The organism is Cupriavidus sp. WKF15 (assembly GCF_029278605.1).
GTDB lineage: Bacteria > Pseudomonadota > Gammaproteobacteria > Burkholderiales > Burkholderiaceae > Cupriavidus.
The window spans coordinates 2,155,343-2,172,939 of sequence record NZ_CP119572.1 but is presented as its reverse complement, the minus strand read 5'-3'; the positions used below and the strand labels follow the sequence as shown (position 1 = coordinate 2,172,939).

14 protein-coding genes and 1 pseudogene are annotated in these 17,597 nt (G+C 61.0%); 3 read left to right on the top strand and 12 right to left on the bottom strand.

The features are described 5' to 3' along the window. Positions 1-32 precede the first annotated feature (32 nt). From CupriaWKF_RS10085 to CupriaWKF_RS10065, 5 genes and pseudogenes are all read right to left on the bottom strand, one after another. The gene (locus CupriaWKF_RS10085) at positions 33-287 is read right to left on the bottom strand and encodes a hypothetical protein (protein WP_276097762.1); all 255 of its coding nucleotides are present in this window, start codon (positions 285-287) and stop codon (positions 33-35) included. A gap of 150 nt (positions 288-437) precedes the next feature. Continuing rightward, positions 438-680: a hypothetical protein gene (locus CupriaWKF_RS10080; protein ID WP_276097761.1), complete on the bottom strand. Its 243-nt coding sequence runs from the start codon at positions 678-680 to the stop codon at positions 438-440. Positions 681-727: 47 nt separating this feature from the next. Next, a pseudogene (locus CupriaWKF_RS10075) lies at positions 728-881 on the bottom strand (SagB/ThcOx family dehydrogenase); the annotation flags it as partial. 62 nt (positions 882-943) lie between these two features. Continuing rightward, complete coding sequence (locus CupriaWKF_RS10070) at positions 944-1,186, bottom strand: hypothetical protein (protein WP_276097760.1); 243 nt, start codon at positions 1,184-1,186, stop codon at positions 944-946. Between the two features lie 103 nt (positions 1,187-1,289). Next, complete coding sequence (locus CupriaWKF_RS10065; RefSeq protein ID WP_276097759.1) at positions 1,290-1,775, bottom strand: lecithin retinol acyltransferase family protein; 486 nt, start codon at positions 1,773-1,775, stop codon at positions 1,290-1,292. Positions 1,776-2,273: 498 nt separating this feature from the next. On the opposite strand from CupriaWKF_RS10065, the gene CupriaWKF_RS10060 reads away from it, so the two are divergent. Further along, complete coding sequence (locus CupriaWKF_RS10060) at positions 2,274-2,669, top strand: hypothetical protein (protein WP_276097758.1); 396 nt, start codon at positions 2,274-2,276, stop codon at positions 2,667-2,669. A gap of 141 nt (positions 2,670-2,810) precedes the next feature. On the opposite strand, the gene CupriaWKF_RS10055 is transcribed toward CupriaWKF_RS10060, so the two are convergent. The 3 genes from CupriaWKF_RS10055 to CupriaWKF_RS10045 all read right to left on the bottom strand — a co-directional run bounded on the left by CupriaWKF_RS10055 (position 2,811) and on the right by CupriaWKF_RS10045 (position 6,876). After that, positions 2,811-4,076: an IS256 family transposase gene (locus CupriaWKF_RS10055; RefSeq protein ID WP_276097757.1), complete on the bottom strand. Its 1,266-nt coding sequence runs from the start codon at positions 4,074-4,076 to the stop codon at positions 2,811-2,813. A 259-nt stretch (positions 4,077-4,335) separates the two neighbouring features. After that, positions 4,336-5,577: a hypothetical protein gene (locus tag CupriaWKF_RS10050; RefSeq protein ID WP_276097756.1), complete on the bottom strand. Its 1,242-nt coding sequence runs from the start codon at positions 5,575-5,577 to the stop codon at positions 4,336-4,338. 1,032 nt (positions 5,578-6,609) lie between these two features. Further along, the gene (locus tag CupriaWKF_RS10045) at positions 6,610-6,876 is read right to left on the bottom strand and encodes a hypothetical protein (RefSeq protein ID WP_276097755.1); all 267 of its coding nucleotides are present in this window, start codon (positions 6,874-6,876) and stop codon (positions 6,610-6,612) included. Between the two features lie 1,090 nt (positions 6,877-7,966). On the opposite strand from CupriaWKF_RS10045, the gene CupriaWKF_RS10040 reads away from it, so the two are divergent. After that, positions 7,967-8,251, top strand: coding sequence for a cytochrome b/b6 domain-containing protein (locus CupriaWKF_RS10040; RefSeq protein ID WP_346348604.1), 285 nt, complete (start codon positions 7,967-7,969; stop codon positions 8,249-8,251). A gap of 12 nt (positions 8,252-8,263) precedes the next feature. Continuing rightward, complete coding sequence (locus CupriaWKF_RS10035; RefSeq protein ID WP_276097754.1) at positions 8,264-10,555, top strand: heavy metal translocating P-type ATPase; 2,292 nt, start codon at positions 8,264-8,266, stop codon at positions 10,553-10,555. 330 nt (positions 10,556-10,885) lie between these two features. On the opposite strand, the gene CupriaWKF_RS10030 is transcribed toward CupriaWKF_RS10035, so the two are convergent. The 4 genes from CupriaWKF_RS10030 to CupriaWKF_RS10015 form a co-directional block, all read right to left on the bottom strand. Continuing rightward, a complete protein-coding gene (locus CupriaWKF_RS10030; RefSeq protein WP_276097753.1) occupies positions 10,886-11,779 on the bottom strand; it encodes an amino acid ABC transporter substrate-binding protein in 894 nt (297 codons plus the stop codon). 174 nt (positions 11,780-11,953) lie between these two features. Beyond that, complete coding sequence (locus CupriaWKF_RS10025) at positions 11,954-12,436, bottom strand: hypothetical protein (RefSeq protein WP_276097752.1); 483 nt, start codon at positions 12,434-12,436, stop codon at positions 11,954-11,956. A 138-nt stretch (positions 12,437-12,574) separates the two neighbouring features. Then, positions 12,575-15,292 carry a bifunctional acetate--CoA ligase family protein/GNAT family N-acetyltransferase gene (locus CupriaWKF_RS10020; RefSeq protein ID WP_276097751.1) on the bottom strand — a complete coding sequence of 906 codons (2,718 nt, stop codon included), beginning with the start codon at positions 15,290-15,292 and terminating at the stop codon, positions 12,575-12,577. Between the two features lie 274 nt (positions 15,293-15,566). Beyond that, positions 15,567-16,148: an NAD(P)H-dependent oxidoreductase gene (locus CupriaWKF_RS10015; protein ID WP_276097750.1), complete on the bottom strand. Its 582-nt coding sequence runs from the start codon at positions 16,146-16,148 to the stop codon at positions 15,567-15,569. Positions 16,149-17,597: the final 1,449 nt, after the last annotated feature.

Sequence of the window (17,597 nt, the reverse complement as noted above, 5' to 3'; positions counted from 1 at the left end):
GCTGTCCGGCCGGCCACGCCAAGTTCGCTGCTCTAATCGTGGCCAAGATCCATGCCAAAGCCGCCGGCCAGTTCGCAGTCGATGGCGCCGGCTGCGTAGGCAAACAGCCAGTCCTCGGCGTCCTGCGACGTCGCCGGCGAATGCTGCCAGTCTGGCGTGAAGCACACGCCGACATCCAAGCTTGCCCCGGTGATCCTGACGCGGCCGTTCGACTTGCCCGGCGCATTGGTTTCGGGCACGAATAGCACAATTTGGAATCCCTTGTACGACCGCACTTTTTCTAGCATTTGATCTCCCTGGAACGATGAATGTCCGAAACGCGGCACAAGTCACGCTGAGACCGGTTTCTGGCACCGCAATCGCGGCCTTACCGGAAGAGGAGCCGGGGCGCGTTTGAATGCTTGCGCCCTTTGCTTGCTGACCGGTAAAGCCGGTGTTCAGGAAAGATCGTACTCCCGCATCATTTCTGCGGTAACCGCCTTGACCACGGCCTGGCATGCGGGCGCTACGCCAGGAAAGGCTTCGATGCGCCAGTTGCATCCGTTGTTTGTCCTGGGGTCCGCAGCAATCGGGACCGGGATATCGCAATCGCGGCATGCGTCGCCAAGGTCGGCCTGTTCCTGCAGACGGCGCAGGATTTCATTGCGGATCTGTTCCGGGCTGCCAGTATGCTTGATCATTTCAGTGTCTCCTCGAGGTAGAGGTGCCATCCAGGCCCGGTTGAGGCTCAGGTCGGCGCGTTGATATGCGCGGCTGCTCTGCCCACGGTCTGGGAGAGGATCGGCTCCTCGTCTTCATTTAGCGACATATGCTCGGCGAGCCGGCGTCGGCTGAGGCCAGCCGCGCACGACAGTACCCAGGCCCGCTGAGGCGCAGTACAGGTTAAACGTTCTCCGCCTACCTGAAAATGTAGGCCGCAGGAGCGGCTAGGGCTTGCGCTCCGTCAAACGGGGCGGGTAAGAATGGCATTGATCCGAGCCGGCGTGCCAAAACCATCTTCGAAGCGGGCGCTCGGCTGACCACGATGAAACTCAGCAATCCGTAGCGCGAGGGCATCCATATTCGCGGGATATAGCCGCTTTTCCCCAAGCATCTCGAAAAACAAGTCGCGCTGTGCGAAACGGCGCATCTTGACAGCGTATTCGACCGGCGCACCGTTGCCTTCCATTTGAATGACGCCTCCCATGCCGCATCATCCATAAGGACTCCCAGCCTGGATAGAGGTAGTGTCCGTCGGGCGCAAGCTCCGGGCGCTTCCACCAGAGAAGTCGCCAGTGTACCGGCTGGAGTTACCAGGCCCCGGCCGTGCTTTCATGGACAGTCCGTTCATGCACGCCAAGAAGAACGCCGATGATCGCATTCATCGCGCGCCATGGGTGGCACACCAGCGCCTCGACTTGCTGGCTGCGGTCCTCACCAAACAGACACCACGTACAGAAGTGCTCGCAGTTGTTCGTGAGAAGGCGGTAGTTGTCCTCACCAATTCGCGACTTCGCCCGGCGCACGACCTCTGCTCCAACGTAGCGTGCCGCCGTTCCCGTTTCGACGCTGAAGCCAAAACCACTGGCAAAGTCTGCCAGGGAAGTCGTCTCGACCGGGCCGCAGCGCAGGAATTCCTTGAATCCGACATAGTGCACAACCTCTCCGTTACCGGCGTAGATTCCGTGGTGAACGTAACCCCGGCGATGCGTTACAAGGTGCGCGCCCGGGAAAAGTGCTTCTGCCGTGGCGGCGAGGTCGTGCACGGATTCGATGCATTGTCGATCATCGTTCATGGCACGCCCCTTCACTGTTGCCAATGGGCTCGGCAAGCTACCTGGTCTGCCGTGCGGTCCTGACCCGGCACGCCGGCCGCGGACTGCCGGCGTGCTTGACTGGAGTATGGGTTTTGCGCCATTTCATCGAAATCAGCTTTGGACGAGATTGCTGTCCGACTCAGGAGGTTGCCGGTGTACGCATCAGATAACGCGCATCTTCGGAAGAAGATGACTCGCTGTCAGGGGAATCTGACATGCCCCGAGCGACAAGTAGCCATTGCGGAGTCGAGCCGAGCCGCAGTCCGCCGGCCGGGCGAGACCAGGGTGCCGGGTTCGCGCTGCGGATTGCGTCGTTGATCCACAGCAAGAAGCAAGCGGCAGCGCCAGCTAGGCTGAAAAGCAGGAGATGGATCTCCTGTTGCCACTTGACGATAGAGGAGGTGTTCGATGCGGACATTCATTGCGGCTTGCTGCCTGATGCTGTCAGCCACTGTGCTAGGCACTACCAGTGTGCCAATGGCCGCTCTCCAAGAAAGCGCGCTGGAGTTCAGGCAGCTCAATGGCATCTCCTCTGTCACCGGCGGGATTGGGAGCGATGAAGCCGCTGCTATGCGTCGAGTGGCAAGGCAGTTCAATGTCCGCATGCATTTTGTCGACAGCACGGACAGCAGCGCCTTGTCGGATGTCACAGTAACGCTGTTCAATGCGCGGCGTGAGATTGTGTTGCTCGTGCTCAGTGAAGGGCCGCACCTGTACATGAACCTGCCACGCGGTAACTATCGGGCCGTGGTCAGGTATGGTGGGGTCATTGTCAGTCAGAGCATTACCGTGAATGGGAGTAGTGCCGGCGTCGATCTTCTGCTGCGTTTTCCTACAATTCCGGCTGGAACTGATGAGTTAATCGCCGGGTAGGTGAGCGTCTTTGGCCTGACAGGCTTCGCCGCCATGCCGTTCGGGATGCATTGTTCTTGTGCAGGAAAGCGTTTCACCCTGTCTGGCCTGGGGATGAAGGGCCTGTCCGTATTTTTGTGTGCGAGGCGGTTTTGAATTCTGTCAGCTTCGAGCGGCAGTAAATCGCTCGCCATACAGAATAGCAAACTGATTCATGGCGGACTTCCAGTCATAGGTCGTGCGAACGGACTTGGTCAGCACGTTGCGCAGCGCCAGCCACAGCAACTTGATCGCAGCTTCATCCGAAGGGAAGTGGCCCCGGGTCTTGATGATCTTGCGCAACTGCATGTTCAAGCTCTCAATGGCATTCGTGGTGTAGATCACACGCCGGATGTCGGGCGGGAACACGAAGAACGGTATGACGTGCTCCCAGGCGCGTCGCCACGACTGCACGATCATCGGGTACTTGGCTCCCCACGGGCCGTCGGCGAAGTCCTGCAGCGCCTGCCCGGCCTCTTGTTCGCTGGCCGCGCTGTAGATCGGACGCAGCGCCTGTGCCAGCACCTTGCGGTCCTTATAGTTGGCGTATTCCAGGCTGTTGCGGATCAAATGCACAATGCAGGTCTGCACCGTCGTGCGGGGATAGGCCGTGGCAACGGCCTCCGTCAACCCCTTGAGGCCGTCGACCACTGCGATCAGGATGTCCTGGCAGCCTCGGTTCTTGAGTTCATTGAAGACCTTGAGCCAGAACTTGGCGCCTTCGGTCTGCTCGACCCACAGGCCCAGCACGTCGCGCTGGCCATCTGCCTGGATTCCCAATGCCAGATACACGGCCTTATTGCTGACGATGCCGTCACTGCGGATCTTGACCCGCAACGCGTCGAAGAACACGACCGGGTACATGGCCTCAAGCGGACGGTTCTGCCAGGCGATGGTCTCGGCCATGACCTCGTCGGTGACCGAGCTGATGAAGTCCGGGGAGACTTCGGTGCCGTAGCTCTCGGCCAGAAACGCCTGGATCTCGCGCACGCTCATGCCGCGCGCGTACATGGCGATAATGCGCTCATCGAAGCCGGTAAAGCGCCGTTCGTGCTTCGGGATCAGAACCGGATCGAAACTGCCATCGCGGTCGCGTGGCAGTTCGACCCGCACCGGGCCGCGGTCGGTGATCACGGTCTTGCCGCTCAGACCGTTACGCGCATTGGACTGCTCGGCCGGCTTGGGCTCGCCTGGCTTGTAGCCCAAATGCATGCTCATCTCGGCGCTCATCGCCCGCTCGATGATGGCCTTGTTGAACGCCAGCATCAGATCCTGGACCTCGCCGGGCGTCATCGGCCCTTTAACCAACTCATCAAGCAAGCCGTCAGGCAAGGCAGGCAGCGGCCCGCGGGCCGCTGCCTGAGACGCCACCGTACGTTTCTTCTTCATCGGCATATCCATGGTCATTACCTCTCATGATATGCCTCGTACACAAATTTCCGGATAGGTCCGGGATGAAGGCCCCCAGCTATCCCGACTGCCCCCCGAAGCCGCATACCATCCTTCTTGGCTGCCCGACCGCGCGGCGGTCATCTCACACCTAAATGGCGCCGAGAGTCTATGCATATCCTAAATTGAGGAGCGCGCGGTCGCCAATACGCGTCGCGCTCCAAGACGCTGCAAACGACATACATCCCATCTAGGCTATCTAGAATAAAAGGCCGAACAAGTACTTTAGGAGTTCTTCCAGGGGCATCATGGTCAATGCCAGCGGGACAATCGGAATGAGCACGGCCGCGGCGAGTTGAACGATGGCATCCCTGGTGATAGGCGCAAGGCGCATGCCGCGCACCACTTCATAGCTATTGCCCAGGTCGGCGAGCGACTGGATGTCGCCACTTCCTACCAGGGGCTCGTCCGCAGGGCCACCGCCACGCAGCCATTTGACGTCAAACTCGCGGACATACCGTTCCGCCAAAGTGCCATATTCGCTCAGGCCTTTACGCTTGGCCTGGGCAAGCTGGGGCGCGAATACAAGCAACGGGCCGAACACCACGGCAAGCAGAAAGGCAGCCATCATGCCGATCTCCGCCTTGAACTCTGGCAGTGCGGCCTTCAGAAAGAAGATACGGTTAGCCAGATTGGCGGCCGCCATCACGCCATGCGCGGCAAGAAGCAACGCGAACGCATAGACTGTATTGGCGAGGAAGCCAAGGCCGCCGACACGATCCGGGTGCGTCGGGATAAGGCTGAGCCTGATCCGGGACACCTGCCAGAGAAACCGCATCCAGATGAATAGCCGGAAATACCATCGGATCAACAGGAACTGGAAAATCGGCAGGCTTACGTAGCCGTACCAGATTCCGGCCAGCGAGAGCCTTGAATGTCCCCCTGCGGGCGTCGCATACCACGTGGCCGCCTGGAGCGCAGTATAGTGACGCCAGACGACGAGAACGCCGACGCCATATACAAAGAGCACGAGCAGGGCTTCGGCGAAGACGGAGTTGCGCAGCCGATAGGCCGCGCCAATGGCAGCGTCAAATTGCTCCATGGCCGGCTCCGGAATCAGATTCCGCTCCAGGAAGGAATTTGCGATACCACGTAGGCGCTGATGTACGACCAGTTCTGCGGCGATCAGCAAAGGCACCGCTACCAGAAAGCGGAGGTGGACCTCTATGTCCATCAGGAATGGCACCGTCGCGTTTTTGCTCAGCAGGGTCCCTTCAAATGCGGAAAGCAGGAGGAGCGGGAGCCACGCCAGAAGAGAAATGAAGAGGATGCGCTGGCGTGCCAGGAGTAGCGCATCGTCGGACAAGTGTGCCCGAAGCAGGAGTTGATAGAGGGGCCCGCCGAGGACGAGCGAGAAGTCCTGCTGATTTTGTAGGGTATCTTCGCCGGAAACGGACGGGGCACGCAGTCGTTTAACCCCGAGGCTACGAGAGCTAATCATTTTGCTTCACCAGTTGTACCGAACTCAGGATGGGCTTGGGAAGCGTCGGCAAGAGAGCGCATGCCTTGCCGACGTCTACTCGAGTACTGTCATGCTGAACCGCTTCAGTGGCTAGCCTGGAGCATGCTGTTTGCGCGAGGACTCAATCGCGAATGTGACAAGCATCCCGCCCAGAATCGAGGCTTCTTCAGAAGAAAGAGAGAGCCGAGCAGGGCTCGGCAAACCGAATACAGTCGCGAGACAGTCGTAGGCGTAATGGACGTGACGTGGTCATGACAATGCTCCGAGATCAATAGGGCTGGTTAGTACGATGCTTTAAACAAGGCAGCCCCCCATGTCTGCGATTTGATTGTTGGAAATTTCGCGAGCGTCAGGGCAGGGCGCATGCCAAGGCACGAGCTCGCAATTCGGTGCACAACCATCATCGCCCTGAGTTCACACTAGAACTCCAGCTCAGGGCCTCGTTGCTGTAGATCAACGATTGGTACGATGGATGGCCGACCTGTATGGGCAACAATCAGGCGCCATAGCTCCATCTGCTCTGCCGTCACCGGTTTCACCCCGGCATCGCCCTGCGGCGATGATCCAGTTGTGCAGTGTCTGCTCTTACATGTCCAACTCGCGGGCCACGGCGCTCACTCACGGGTCATCCCTTTCATGACGGCTCAAGCGGACTAACCCCTGGCTAGTTTGGTCACATGTTGGAGGAGGCTGGCATCAAGGATGTACGGCTTTATCTTGGCTCCTGGAACGAGTGGTCCAGGGACCCGTCTTTACCCATTGAGGAGGGCCTGCCTTACTAGGGCAGTCACCCGGCAGCCCAGCGGCGAGTCCAGCCGTTCGCTGTTGCGTTTTTTCGAGCAGTTCATATGAACCATCAAATGTGGAGGGAGGTGCCACGGTAGCCATGGACAAAGCAGCGTCCGGGGCCGTCCTGACGTTTTGCATTTCAATTATGTTCGCGTCCCGGCGCAATGTTCTGGATTGTTAATCCAGCTTCGTGTCGTTGCGGCCGCCCCCTCCTCCCATTTGTTAGAGGATGGCATCGCACCGTTCCCTGTTCTTGTAGCCCTTGATGTATGGCTCGACCACAGCGGTGAGTTCGGGGGGCACCAGGCCATATGCAAAGTTCGCAAAGTCAGCGGGATCTAACTTCTGTTGGCACTTATCGTCAAGGGCGTAGCGTTGCTCATCGGTCAGATTCGACGCGTTGTTCCCACTCTGCCCATGTGAATCAATCGAAATCGCTGTAGTCAAAACAGAAACGACAAACGCCAACGAGAGTATGGTTGTCAACATAGCCTGCTTCCTATTCCTTTGCGCTCAGCTCCCTACTGGTTCGGACTATCGCCAGCCGCCGATGCGCGGATACATCTCGAAGGCTCGCACGTCGTCGCAGCACGCTTCTCAGATCCCACCGACCATGGCCTTTGGATTTATTCGTGATCCTGAAGCGTAGCCCACCGAAGTCCGTGTCCTCAAACTGCCCGTAGACCGCGTTGAAACAGGCTTGCGATCTGGAAGACGTCCGCCATAAGGCTTTCCAAGCACCGACAAATGCGTTCAAGCTCGCCGCGGCTTGGCCCCTGTACGAACTCTAGGCCGCGAGCCAACCTTCAATTTGATCCAGCGCAGGGACGGTGAAGCTACGAGCGTCGTCCTGCTCGCTATCCGGCAGCGACGTTAACAATGACGGAAAAAAAGAGCGGCGGAAGCGATCCGGAAAGACGGACGGGCGAGGTCGCATTTATTGAATTACAATGCGCACATGTCACGTGCAATCCCGAGTGCCTCGTTTCGGGGCGCGGTGTTAGTACTTTTTGTACTGACGCAACTGCTGACGCCGCTCCTGCACGGCCATTTCGGAACTCCGAAACAGACTGGGCTGCATATGCACGCTGGACTACCTGCCGAAACTGATTCGCATTTCCGTGCCGCTGCCCATGCCGGTTCGTCGCTGGCGACCGGGGACGCGTTCGAAGTGGATGTCGAATCCGGGATCGGACCGCTGGCGTTGGCCGCGCCGCTCCAGCCAGGGGTACTCCCCGGAGTGTCGATCCTGACGCTCGTGTTGCTGGCGGCGCTTGCCAGTGGTTCCACGCGACGGTCTCCGTTCCCTCCCGCCCCCGTCCCGCGCTGGCGCTACGGCTTCAGTCACCCGCCCCCCGCCCAGGCACCTCCGCAGTTCTCCTGATTCCCGTCATCGGGCGTCTCGCCGGTATTCGTGCACGTGCTTCCGTCTATGGAGGGCGGGCTCTGTCCTGCACGTTTGAGTCAGGGATGTCATTCAGATACCCTTACAGTGTCCGTGCGTGGATCGCATTGACCTGCTTGTCGTTTTCGCACGACGGCGCGGCACAACCGGCACCGTTGGTGCCCGGGACCAAGGCTGCTGCAGCGCATTGCGGAGCGTACGCATGGCATTCTCTATTTGCTGATGTTCGCCATGCCGGTCCTGGGCGTGCTGGCGGTGGCGTGGGCCGGAGAGCCCTTCGAGGCATTCGGCATGACGTGGCCCCTTTTTCTCGGTCAGCATGACGGGTTCGCTCACCTCGCCAAGTACATCCACGAATCCGGTGCGACCCTCGTTTATATTTTCGTCGGGTTGCATGCCGCCGCCGCGCTCTGGCACGAGTTTGTCATGAAGGGCGGCGTCCTGCGCCGCATGTCGTAGAGGGGATTTGGAATGCGCCTGCCCACTGAGCGGCTTAACAGCGTTCTCCTTGCCGTCTCCGCCGTGACATTGGCGGGAGGCCTTGTTGCGCGCCAAGTGCAAGGCGAGACGCTGGCCCAGTGGCTCTGGATAGCCGGAACATTGCCTAATGCGATTGCACTGGCAATTTCGAGTGCTACCGCCGCGATCCGGCGGCAATCCGGCATCGATGCGCTGGCGTTACTATCGATCGTGGTCGCGCTGTTCTTCGGAGAGTTTCTCGTGGCTGCGGTCGTATCACTGATGCTGGCGAGCGGCCGCGCACTTGAGGACTACGCGCAATCCCGCGCCCGGCGGGAGATGACTGCTCTGCTGAGTCACGCTCCCAGGCGGGCCAACCGGCTGGAGGGCGACCAATGGAAGCAGGTCGATGTTTCAGCAGTCCGTCCCGGGGACCGCTTGATGGTGCGGCACGCGGAGGTGGTGCCCGTCGACGGTGCCCTGATTATGCCTGCGGAACTGGACGAGTCCGCGCTGACGGGTGAGTCCGCCATCCGGCAGCGTGTTGCGGGCGAGTCGATCCAGAGCGGCACGCTGAATGCCGGCTCCGCGCTGGAAATGGTGGCGGCCGCCACGGAGGCGGAAAGCACGTTTGCTGGCATCGTACGCATGGTCGCCGCCGCGCAGGCCGAGCGGAGTCCTTCGGCGCGGCTCGCCGACAGGTATGCCTTGCAGTTCATGGGACTCACCCTGCTGCTTGCCGGTGCAAGCTGGCTGTGGAGCGGTGAGCCAATACGCATTCTTGCGATCCTAGTGGTTGCGACGCCGTGTCCGCTCATCCTCGCAGTGCCTGTGGCGATTGTTTCGGGAATGTCGCGTTGCGCGAGGCGCGGCGTACTCGTCAAGGGCGGCGGCGCGCTGGAAGGGCTCGCCAAAGCCGATACGTTGTTCTTCGACAAGACCGGCACGCTCACGGGAGGAGTCGCTAGGCTGGTCGGCATCGAATGTGCGCAGGGCTACCTGCCGGAGACAGTGCTCGCCACTGCCGCCTCCCTGGCCCAGGCGTCGAACCATGTCATCTCGGATGCCGTGACGATGACCGCGCGCAAGCGCGGCATGGACCTGCTCGCGCCTTCCGACGTGCAGGAAAGCCCTGGCGCGGGCGTGCAGGGAGTGGTAGGGGGGAAGGTCGTCAGGCTCGGCTCGCTTGCGTACGCCGTGGGCAACAGTGATGTGACAGAGTGGGCGCAGGACGTCATCCGGCGTGTCAGGATCAGTGGGGTATCGACCGTGTTCGTAAGCATCGACGGTTATCTCGCTGGCGTGATCGAGCTTGCCGACAGTATCCGCCTGGAAACTCCGCGCGCGCTTCGCCTGCTCCGCAAGGAGGGCGTCACGCGCCAGGCAATGCTCACGGGAGACCGCGCGGATATCGCGGAGGCGGTCGGTGCGATGCTCGGCGTGGTCGAAATCCATGCAGAGCAGTCTCCCGGCGACAAGCTGGCAACGATACATTGCGCACGCCGGAAGGGCACCGTGATCATGGTCGGGGATGGCGTCAATGACGCACCCGCGCTGGCCGCAGCGGATATCGGCGTTGCGATGGGGGCATGTGGCGCGGCTGCCTCCTCGGAGGCAGCGGACGTGGTACTGCTTGTGGACCGGCTCGATCGCCTCGTCGATGCCGTGCGAATCGCGCGCCGCACCCGCCGCATCGCGATCCTGAGCGTGGAGATGGGGATGACGCTGTCGGTTGCCGCAATGCTCGCGGCAGGACTGGGTTTCTTGCCTCCTCTGGCGGGCGCGATCCTGCAGGAGGGGATCGATATCCTTGCAATAGCCAATGCGCTGCGCGCCTTGCGGGCGGATTCCCGGGAGCAGCAGGGCCGCCTGGATGAGGCGGATGTGGCGCGCCTCAAAGCCGAGCATGCCGCGCTCGAGCCCATCATGAGCAGGATACGCTCCGTGGCGGACATGCTGCCCCAAATGCAAGGGCGCACAGCACACGCCGAGCTAGAGGCGTTGAACCGCTGGCTGACGAAGGTCCTGGTGCCGCACGAGCGTAGCGATGATATGCACCTTTATCCGGACGTGGCACGTTTGCTCGGCGGGGATGATCCCATGGCGGCCATGAGCGGGATGCATCGCGAAATCTTCCGGCTCACGACCGTTTTGGACAGAACCATTGCTCAACTGCCATCGGAGGGGCCGGACTGGCGTACGGTGCAGGAGTTACAACGTTTGCTGTATGGTCTGGACGCCATCCTTCGACTGCATTGTGCGCAGGAGGACGAATTGTTTCACGTACTTGGGAAGGAAAGATAACGACCGCGCAGCTATCCAATTTTCGTCCGAATCGATTAGATTTCGGACAGAGTGCAAAAGTTCGAAGCAGTCTAACCAAACCGCCTGTGTGCGGCCCATAGTTATCATGAGTGTTGGGACCATAGAAGACCGAAACTCATTGCGAATTCATCCGGTAGCAGACACGGCTCTCCAGACCGGCGGTGAGTTTCGGATGCCGCCGCAGCTTCCCGCATATGCACAACATACCCCAGGGAAGGCACCATAGTCTCACGACTGTTCGCCAGCCTCACTCAATGGGAAGGGTACCACGGTGCCTCCGCTCATTCCCATGGGCTCAATGCAAGAGTATTACTGTGCCGGCTTGTCGCTACGGACCTTAAGGTTAGCCCGCAGTGGCTCGCTCATCGGCATACTCAAGTTCACGCCGGCCGGTGGTATCGGCGATTCAAACCACTTCCGATAGAGCCGGGTAAATTCCCCGGATTTCATCAATCGCGTGAGGGTTCCATCCACCAGCTTCTTGAACTCTGGGTCGTCCTTACGGATCATGCAGGCGTATGGTTCGACCTGAAGGGTGTCCCCTACGATTTCAAGCGAATTAGGGTTTTTAGAATTGGCGCGCAAGCCAAACAGCAAAACATCATCCAGGGCCAGTGCTGACGCGCGATCGCCTTCCAAGAACTGCAGAGACTCCGCATAGTCCTTGCCGGAAACCATCCGGACATCGATATTGTTGTCGGCGCTATACTTCTTCATCACCTTTTCATTCGTGCTGCCGGCCGCGCTCGCTACGGTCTTCTTCGACAAATCTGCATAGCTGCCTATGCCAGAATCGCGCTTGACCAGAAGACGCGTTCCTGCGTAGAAGAAATTGATCGAGAATGCCACTTCCTTGCCACGTGCGCTGGTATTGGTAGTTGAGCCACACTCCAGATCGTAGGTACCATTAACTAGTAGCGGAATACGATTCTGTCCGGTTACAGGGATGTATTCAACTTTGAGGGTGGGCTTCTTCAGCTGGCTTCGCACATCGTCAATGATGGCTTGCGTCAGGTCGACAGAGAAGCCAACGGCTTTATGCGGGCCAAGCAGATAGCTGAATGGAACCGCCGCCTCGCGATAAGCGACTGTGATCTTGCCTGTCGCAGCGACCTTTTCCAGTGTTTGGGCGCAGATATTTGCTGCGGCGACCGCCAAGCTAGCCACGATGACGGTAGGAACGATTGTGCGAATTGTTTTCATTCTTGCTCTCCACGCGCGTCTGGAACATCGTTGGGCGACACTGGCTTGTGACCCGCAACGTGTAGCCACCACGGATCTCTGATGTGAATCTAGGTGCTATCTCGAAAGTACGATTGACATAGGTCAATGGGGGGCGATGCGGCAGGGCCGAGCTCAATCGGCGCGGAGCCGTCTTCATTCCCCTTGTCGTTTGCAGTGAGCGTTCCCATCGCGCAAGCAATCTTCCAGTTCGTTCACTCGGAAGGTGAAGGTCATATCCTGCGCTGCGCGACCAACGTTGATGGTCCGCTCCTGGACGTTGTCCTGATAGGCCAGAGCGAGGAGATAGCGGCCGGGCGGCATCTTCATATACAGCAGCGGACCTTCGGTCACCAGCCGCAGCACTCGCTCGTTTTTGTTGTTGAGCACCACGACCTTGACGTCGGAAAGCGAGGTGCCATCCGACTGGTCCTGAAAACGGATCCGGACATTGAAGCGCGGCGCCAGCGCGCGCATGCGGCTGACGTCGTCCGTGCCGACTCCCCCTGAAACATAGAGGATGCCCGCCGACTCGCGGGCCTCCGGCACGTCCAGCAGCGGGCGTGGCTGCCCGTGGGACAGGGTCATGGCGGCGGCCAGGGCCAGGGTGATCATCTTGCGGAACTTGTCTGGGTACATGGGGTGGCTCTCCTCAGCGGGTCGCGACCAGAATCCTTTGGTACATGCTCGCAACCTCGCGTTCGGCGGTGAGGGGCGGCATAGTGCCATTCCTTGACTGGAGGGTAGATCGCGCACGCCCGGCGGGCTTGACACACCTCAAGTGCCTGGATTGGACCCAGGAGCGACAGCGCGACCCAGCTCCAGACGGATGCGGACGGCATCCGCGCCTGCCTCGGCGCTCACCGAAAAGCCCGCACGGCGGGCTAGGTCCAGCATGGGGCGATTACCGGACAGCACATAGCCCTCCAGCGTCCGAGTGCCGCGAGCACGGCACGTGGCGATGAGTCGCTGCAGGAGCAACGTCCCGAGTCCCTTGCCTTGGCAGTCGGAACGGACCACCACGCCGAGTTCGGCGACGGCATTGTCCGGATCTGCCGCGGCGCGCACTTCACCGAGGATGTGCGGGCCACCCTCATGACCATCGGACACCGCCACTAAAGACATCTCGCGCGCATAGTCGATCTGGGTCATGCGGGCCAGCCTGGGATGGCCGGGGTCGCGGAAGCTGCAGAAGTAGCGCGTGTGGATGTCATCGGACGTGAGCTGTTCAAAGAATGCTCGCATGGCGGGCTCGTCTTCCGGGCGGATGGGACGCAGCATCAAGGGTGTGCCGTTCCATGTGATGCGTTCTTCCAGCTCCTTGGGGTAGGGCAGGATGGCGAGCCGGTCCTGCGCGGCACCCTGTGCCATGTGGATGCCGATGCGGGCGTCCAGCGCAAGCACGCCGGCCGGGCCGGCCAGCAGCGGGTTGATGTCGAGTTCGGCGATTTCCGGCACGTCGCACACCAGTGCCGACACGCGCACCAGGGCAGCATTCAATGCCTCCAGATCGGCCGAAGGCTTGTCGCGGTAGCCGGCGAGCAGGCACGCCACCCGCGTACGTTGCACCAGCTCGGCGGCCAGGACGGTATTCAGTGGTGGCAGGCCGATGGCGTGGTCACGAATCTGGGACACGGCCGTACCGCCATGGCCGAACAGGATGACCGGACCGAATACGAGATCGGCAACCATGCCCACGATCAGTTCGATGCCCGCGTTACGGTTCGCCATGGGCTGGACGGTGAAGCCTGCGAGGCGCGCGGTCGGGCGTAGGCAGCTGATTCTCGCCGACATGGTCCGTGCGGCGGCCCGCACGGCGGCAGCGTCGGGCAAGTCCAGCAGGACGCCGCCCACGTCAGACTTGTGCGTGATGTCCGGAGAGTCGATCTTGAGTGCAACTGGAAAACCCAGGGAAATGGCCAGCGCGGCGGCGCCGTCGGCGTCTGGCGCAACCAGCGTCTGGACTATGGGAATGCCATAGGCGGCCAGAATCGCTTTGCTTTCCTGCTCCGACAGCATGGCTCGCCCTTGCGCTAGCGCAGTGTCGACGATGTCACGGACCTGCTGGCGGTCGGGCTGGAAGTCATCTGTCACGGATGGCGGCGTCTGCATCAGCAATTGCTGGTTGCGCCTGTACTCGGCTGCCTGCAGGAAGCCCATCACTGCCTGCTCCGGCGTGTCATAAGTCGGGATGCCGGCGTGCCTGCAAAGCTGGCGCGCACGTACTACGGAATCACCCCCCAGCCAACTGGTGAATAGCGGCAGGTCGTCTTCCTGGCTGGCTGAAACGACCGCGGTGGCGATTTCGTCGCTTGGGACGATCGCTGTCGGCGCATGCAGCAGCAGCACCGCGTCGGCCTCGGTCGCGCGGCTGAGCGCATCGCATGCGTGCAGGTATCGGGTCACCGGCGCATCGCCGATGATGTCAATAGGGTTAGCGCGGGACCACGTTGGCGGCAGCCCGCCGTCGAGTACGGCCAGCCTGTCGGCGGTCAAGGTGGCCAGCTTGCCGCCGAGCCCAATCAGCGCATCGGTCGCCATGACGCCGGCTCCGCCACCGTTGGTGATGATCGCGAGCCGGTTCCCATAGACCGGCCGGGCCCTGGCCAGCGTTTCCACGGCGTCGAAGAGGTCCTCGGTGGAAGCGACGCGCAGCATGCCGGCGCGGCGGATCGCCGCGTCATAGATGTCGTCGCGACCGGCTAGCGCGCCGGTGTGCGAGGCGGCCGCGCGCGCACCCTCGGGCGCGCGGCCAGCTTTGACGATCACAATGGGCTTGCTGCGAGCTGCCGCACGTGCAGCTGACATGAACCTCCGGCCATTCCGGATGGCTTCCACATAGAGCAGGATCGCCCGCGTGCCGGGGTCGCCCGAGAGGTAATCGAGCACGTCGGCCACATCCACGTCCGCGCTGTCGCCAAGGGAGATGAAGTGCGAGAAACCGATCTGGCGAGGGCGGGCCCAGTCAAGCACCGCGGTGGCCAGCGCGCCGGACTGGGTGGCGAACGCCAGCGTGCCGGGTAGGCCGTCGCCGGGGGCGAAGCTGGCATTCAGGCCGAGGGTAGGCGAGATCAGGCCAATGCAGTTTGGCCCGAGGATGCGCAGCAGGTATGGCCGGGCGGCATCCAACATCTGCTGCCGCAGATCTTCATGTGGCTGTTGCGGCTGATTGGCCAGGACGGCCAGGCCTGTGCTCAGCACGATCGCGGCCCGCGTGCCGCGGCGCCCCAGTGCTTCAATCAGGGCCGGCACGGTGGCTGGCGGTGTGCAGATCACGGCAAGGTCCGGTTGACACGGCAAGGCATCAACGGCGGGATAGCAGGGCTCGGTCCCGAGCGTGCGATACTTGGGATTCACCGCCAGAACGGCGCCGGCGAAGCCACCGTTGCGCAGATTTGCCAGCACGGTGGCGCCAACGCTATGCGGCCGCTCGGTGGCCCCAATGACGGCCACCGAGCGGGGACGGAACAAGCTCTCGAGGTTTCTGATGCTCATGACGAAGGTCCGCAGGCGCCCCGCAGTCGCGACAACGGGCAACGATTCACCATAGGCACTGGCGCGCGAACAGCCTTGACACGGCGCAAGCGGAAACGTGGGGGCATATATAATGCGCGGCTGGAGATTTCAAAGTGGCCAGCCTGGATGGATCAACCCGCCGGCTTCCCAGCCAGGCAATTAATTGACGCGTTGCCTATCCGTTAGCCCGCCGTTGCAGATTTGCAGCCGCCCAGCTGTAGCAAATGGGCCGCATGGGTCTGCCACGCTCCGGTCAGTTCCCGCGCGCACCATTTTCACGCATGTTCTCCATCCAACGGGTACATGTTCTCTCGTTGGCAAAGGTAAGCCCATACAGGTTCTCGCGGATTGGCTTGATCCCGGCGAAACTCAGCACACTTCGCTCGAAGCCGCGAACTCCGTGTGCGCCAAAGTACCAGCGATACAGCAGTGCCGGCATTCCCATGGTCACGACGATGCGTGCCGAGCGGCCGGCGAGCAATCGTCTGGGGATCCCTTTCTTCTTGTAATCCATGGCAAAGCCGGGCCGAAAGATGTGTTCGAGAAAACCCTTGAACAGCGCCGGCATGGTTCCGTGCCACAGCGGAAACAGAAAGACCCAATGCTCCGCCCAGCGCATGTCCTCCCTTGGCTGCTCCAAAGCGGGAGGCAATATGCCAGTCTCGAACTCAGCCTGCGTGCGAAGAAGCGGGAAGTCGAGCTTCGCCACCTCGATGCGCCGTACGACGTGTCCCGCCGTGGTCGCGCCTTGAGCGTAGGCGTCGGCCAGTGCATGCAGCAAGTGATGGCCCGATGGGTCTGGATGCCCCTGGATGATCACGATACGCTTGGACATGCTGTGGGCCAAGTTGTTGGGGGAGACCAGCCGTACAACGTACTAATGCACGCCGTGCCAGAGCGCTAGCCTAACGGGCCAACGGATCGTGTACGAGGGCAGACGGCGTGTCGAGGCGCATCGTTGACCTGTGGACCGGATTGTAGGTGGGCCAGCCGCAATCGCGCCATTGGCGGCGAACGCAACCCAGGGCCTGGTGCATCGCGTCGGCGAGCGACTGTGGCGGTGTCAGGCCAATGCGAGAGCGCATCCCTTACGCCACTCCCGGGTGCTGCGGATTGCGGCCTTCTTAGTCTTTTAATGCTGAACGGTGGGGCAGGATATGGAATACCCTTGAACGCGTACACGCCATCACGCCGGAGGCCTCGCAACTTGCCACGACGGGTTTCGACGATCGCGTACATGGGCGGCTCCCCCAAAAGGCGGGCACTTAGATTGTGAATAGCAATGAAGGGCTGCGCCTGCTTTGCGCTGGATCAAGGGCAAGCAGTCCTGGAAGTTCCTGCCCCGACATCGGCGGCATTCCAATTGCTTCTCCTGTGGGATCCAGGATCTCATAGGACAGATTCACCGAGTATCGAAGGCGGTTCATTTCTGACCTTGTGTCGACGTGGAGGCGGAGACGGTGTCGGCCGCGGGAACGGCGCCGGCCATCCGATTAAGTGTAGCGCCAGAAGCGGACGAGCGGTCCGCGCTAGCGGGCACCGCAGATGCGTGACGCAGCGCCTGCCTGACCAATTTTGTAAGCGGGTTAGGACGGTGTGCATCGCCCCCCTATACTGTTAGATGCAGCGTTTCAGAAGCGAAGTGCTTCTGGTCCGCCTATCACTCGTTTCCGGGCTTTCCCCCTCGATGACGTCTTAGGACTGGTGACTCCTGAAGTCACTCATGGGGATTCCTGGAACATTCATGCAAGATGCCACGCGGCGACCGCCGTTCGCCCAGTCCCCCAGTAGCCAGGCAAGCCAGTCTTTCGCCAGGATCGATGCAACCGATGTCTGGCAAGGGCGACTCTTCTCCGCAAGACCGATCGCAAGGTTGGTTTCCGCCTTCGTTGCTGCACTTCCGCGTTTCAGGTTGGCGGAGCCGTGCTCTCATCGTGATGACGATGCCGTAACGATCTCCAGCAATGCGATATGGGTGGAAATGATTTCCCGCCGGCAATGGAAGATCGCTGTCCACAACGGTGACAATTTTTCAACACTGCCGTCACTATGCCAGCCTGGCAGGCGATGAAGGAACATATCGTGCCGAAAGAATCTGCAGAGACCACTTACCGGGCCATACATATCACACGCCTTCTACGCGACTGCCAGGTCGGCAGGCCGCCGAAGGGAAACACCCAGCGATTCGGAGTCATGCGATTGGCAGCGCCCAGATGGCGTCAGGCAATCACGCTGCTGATTGACTGGGATCGCGCCGTCAACGAAGGCTGGCCCGACCTGCGGT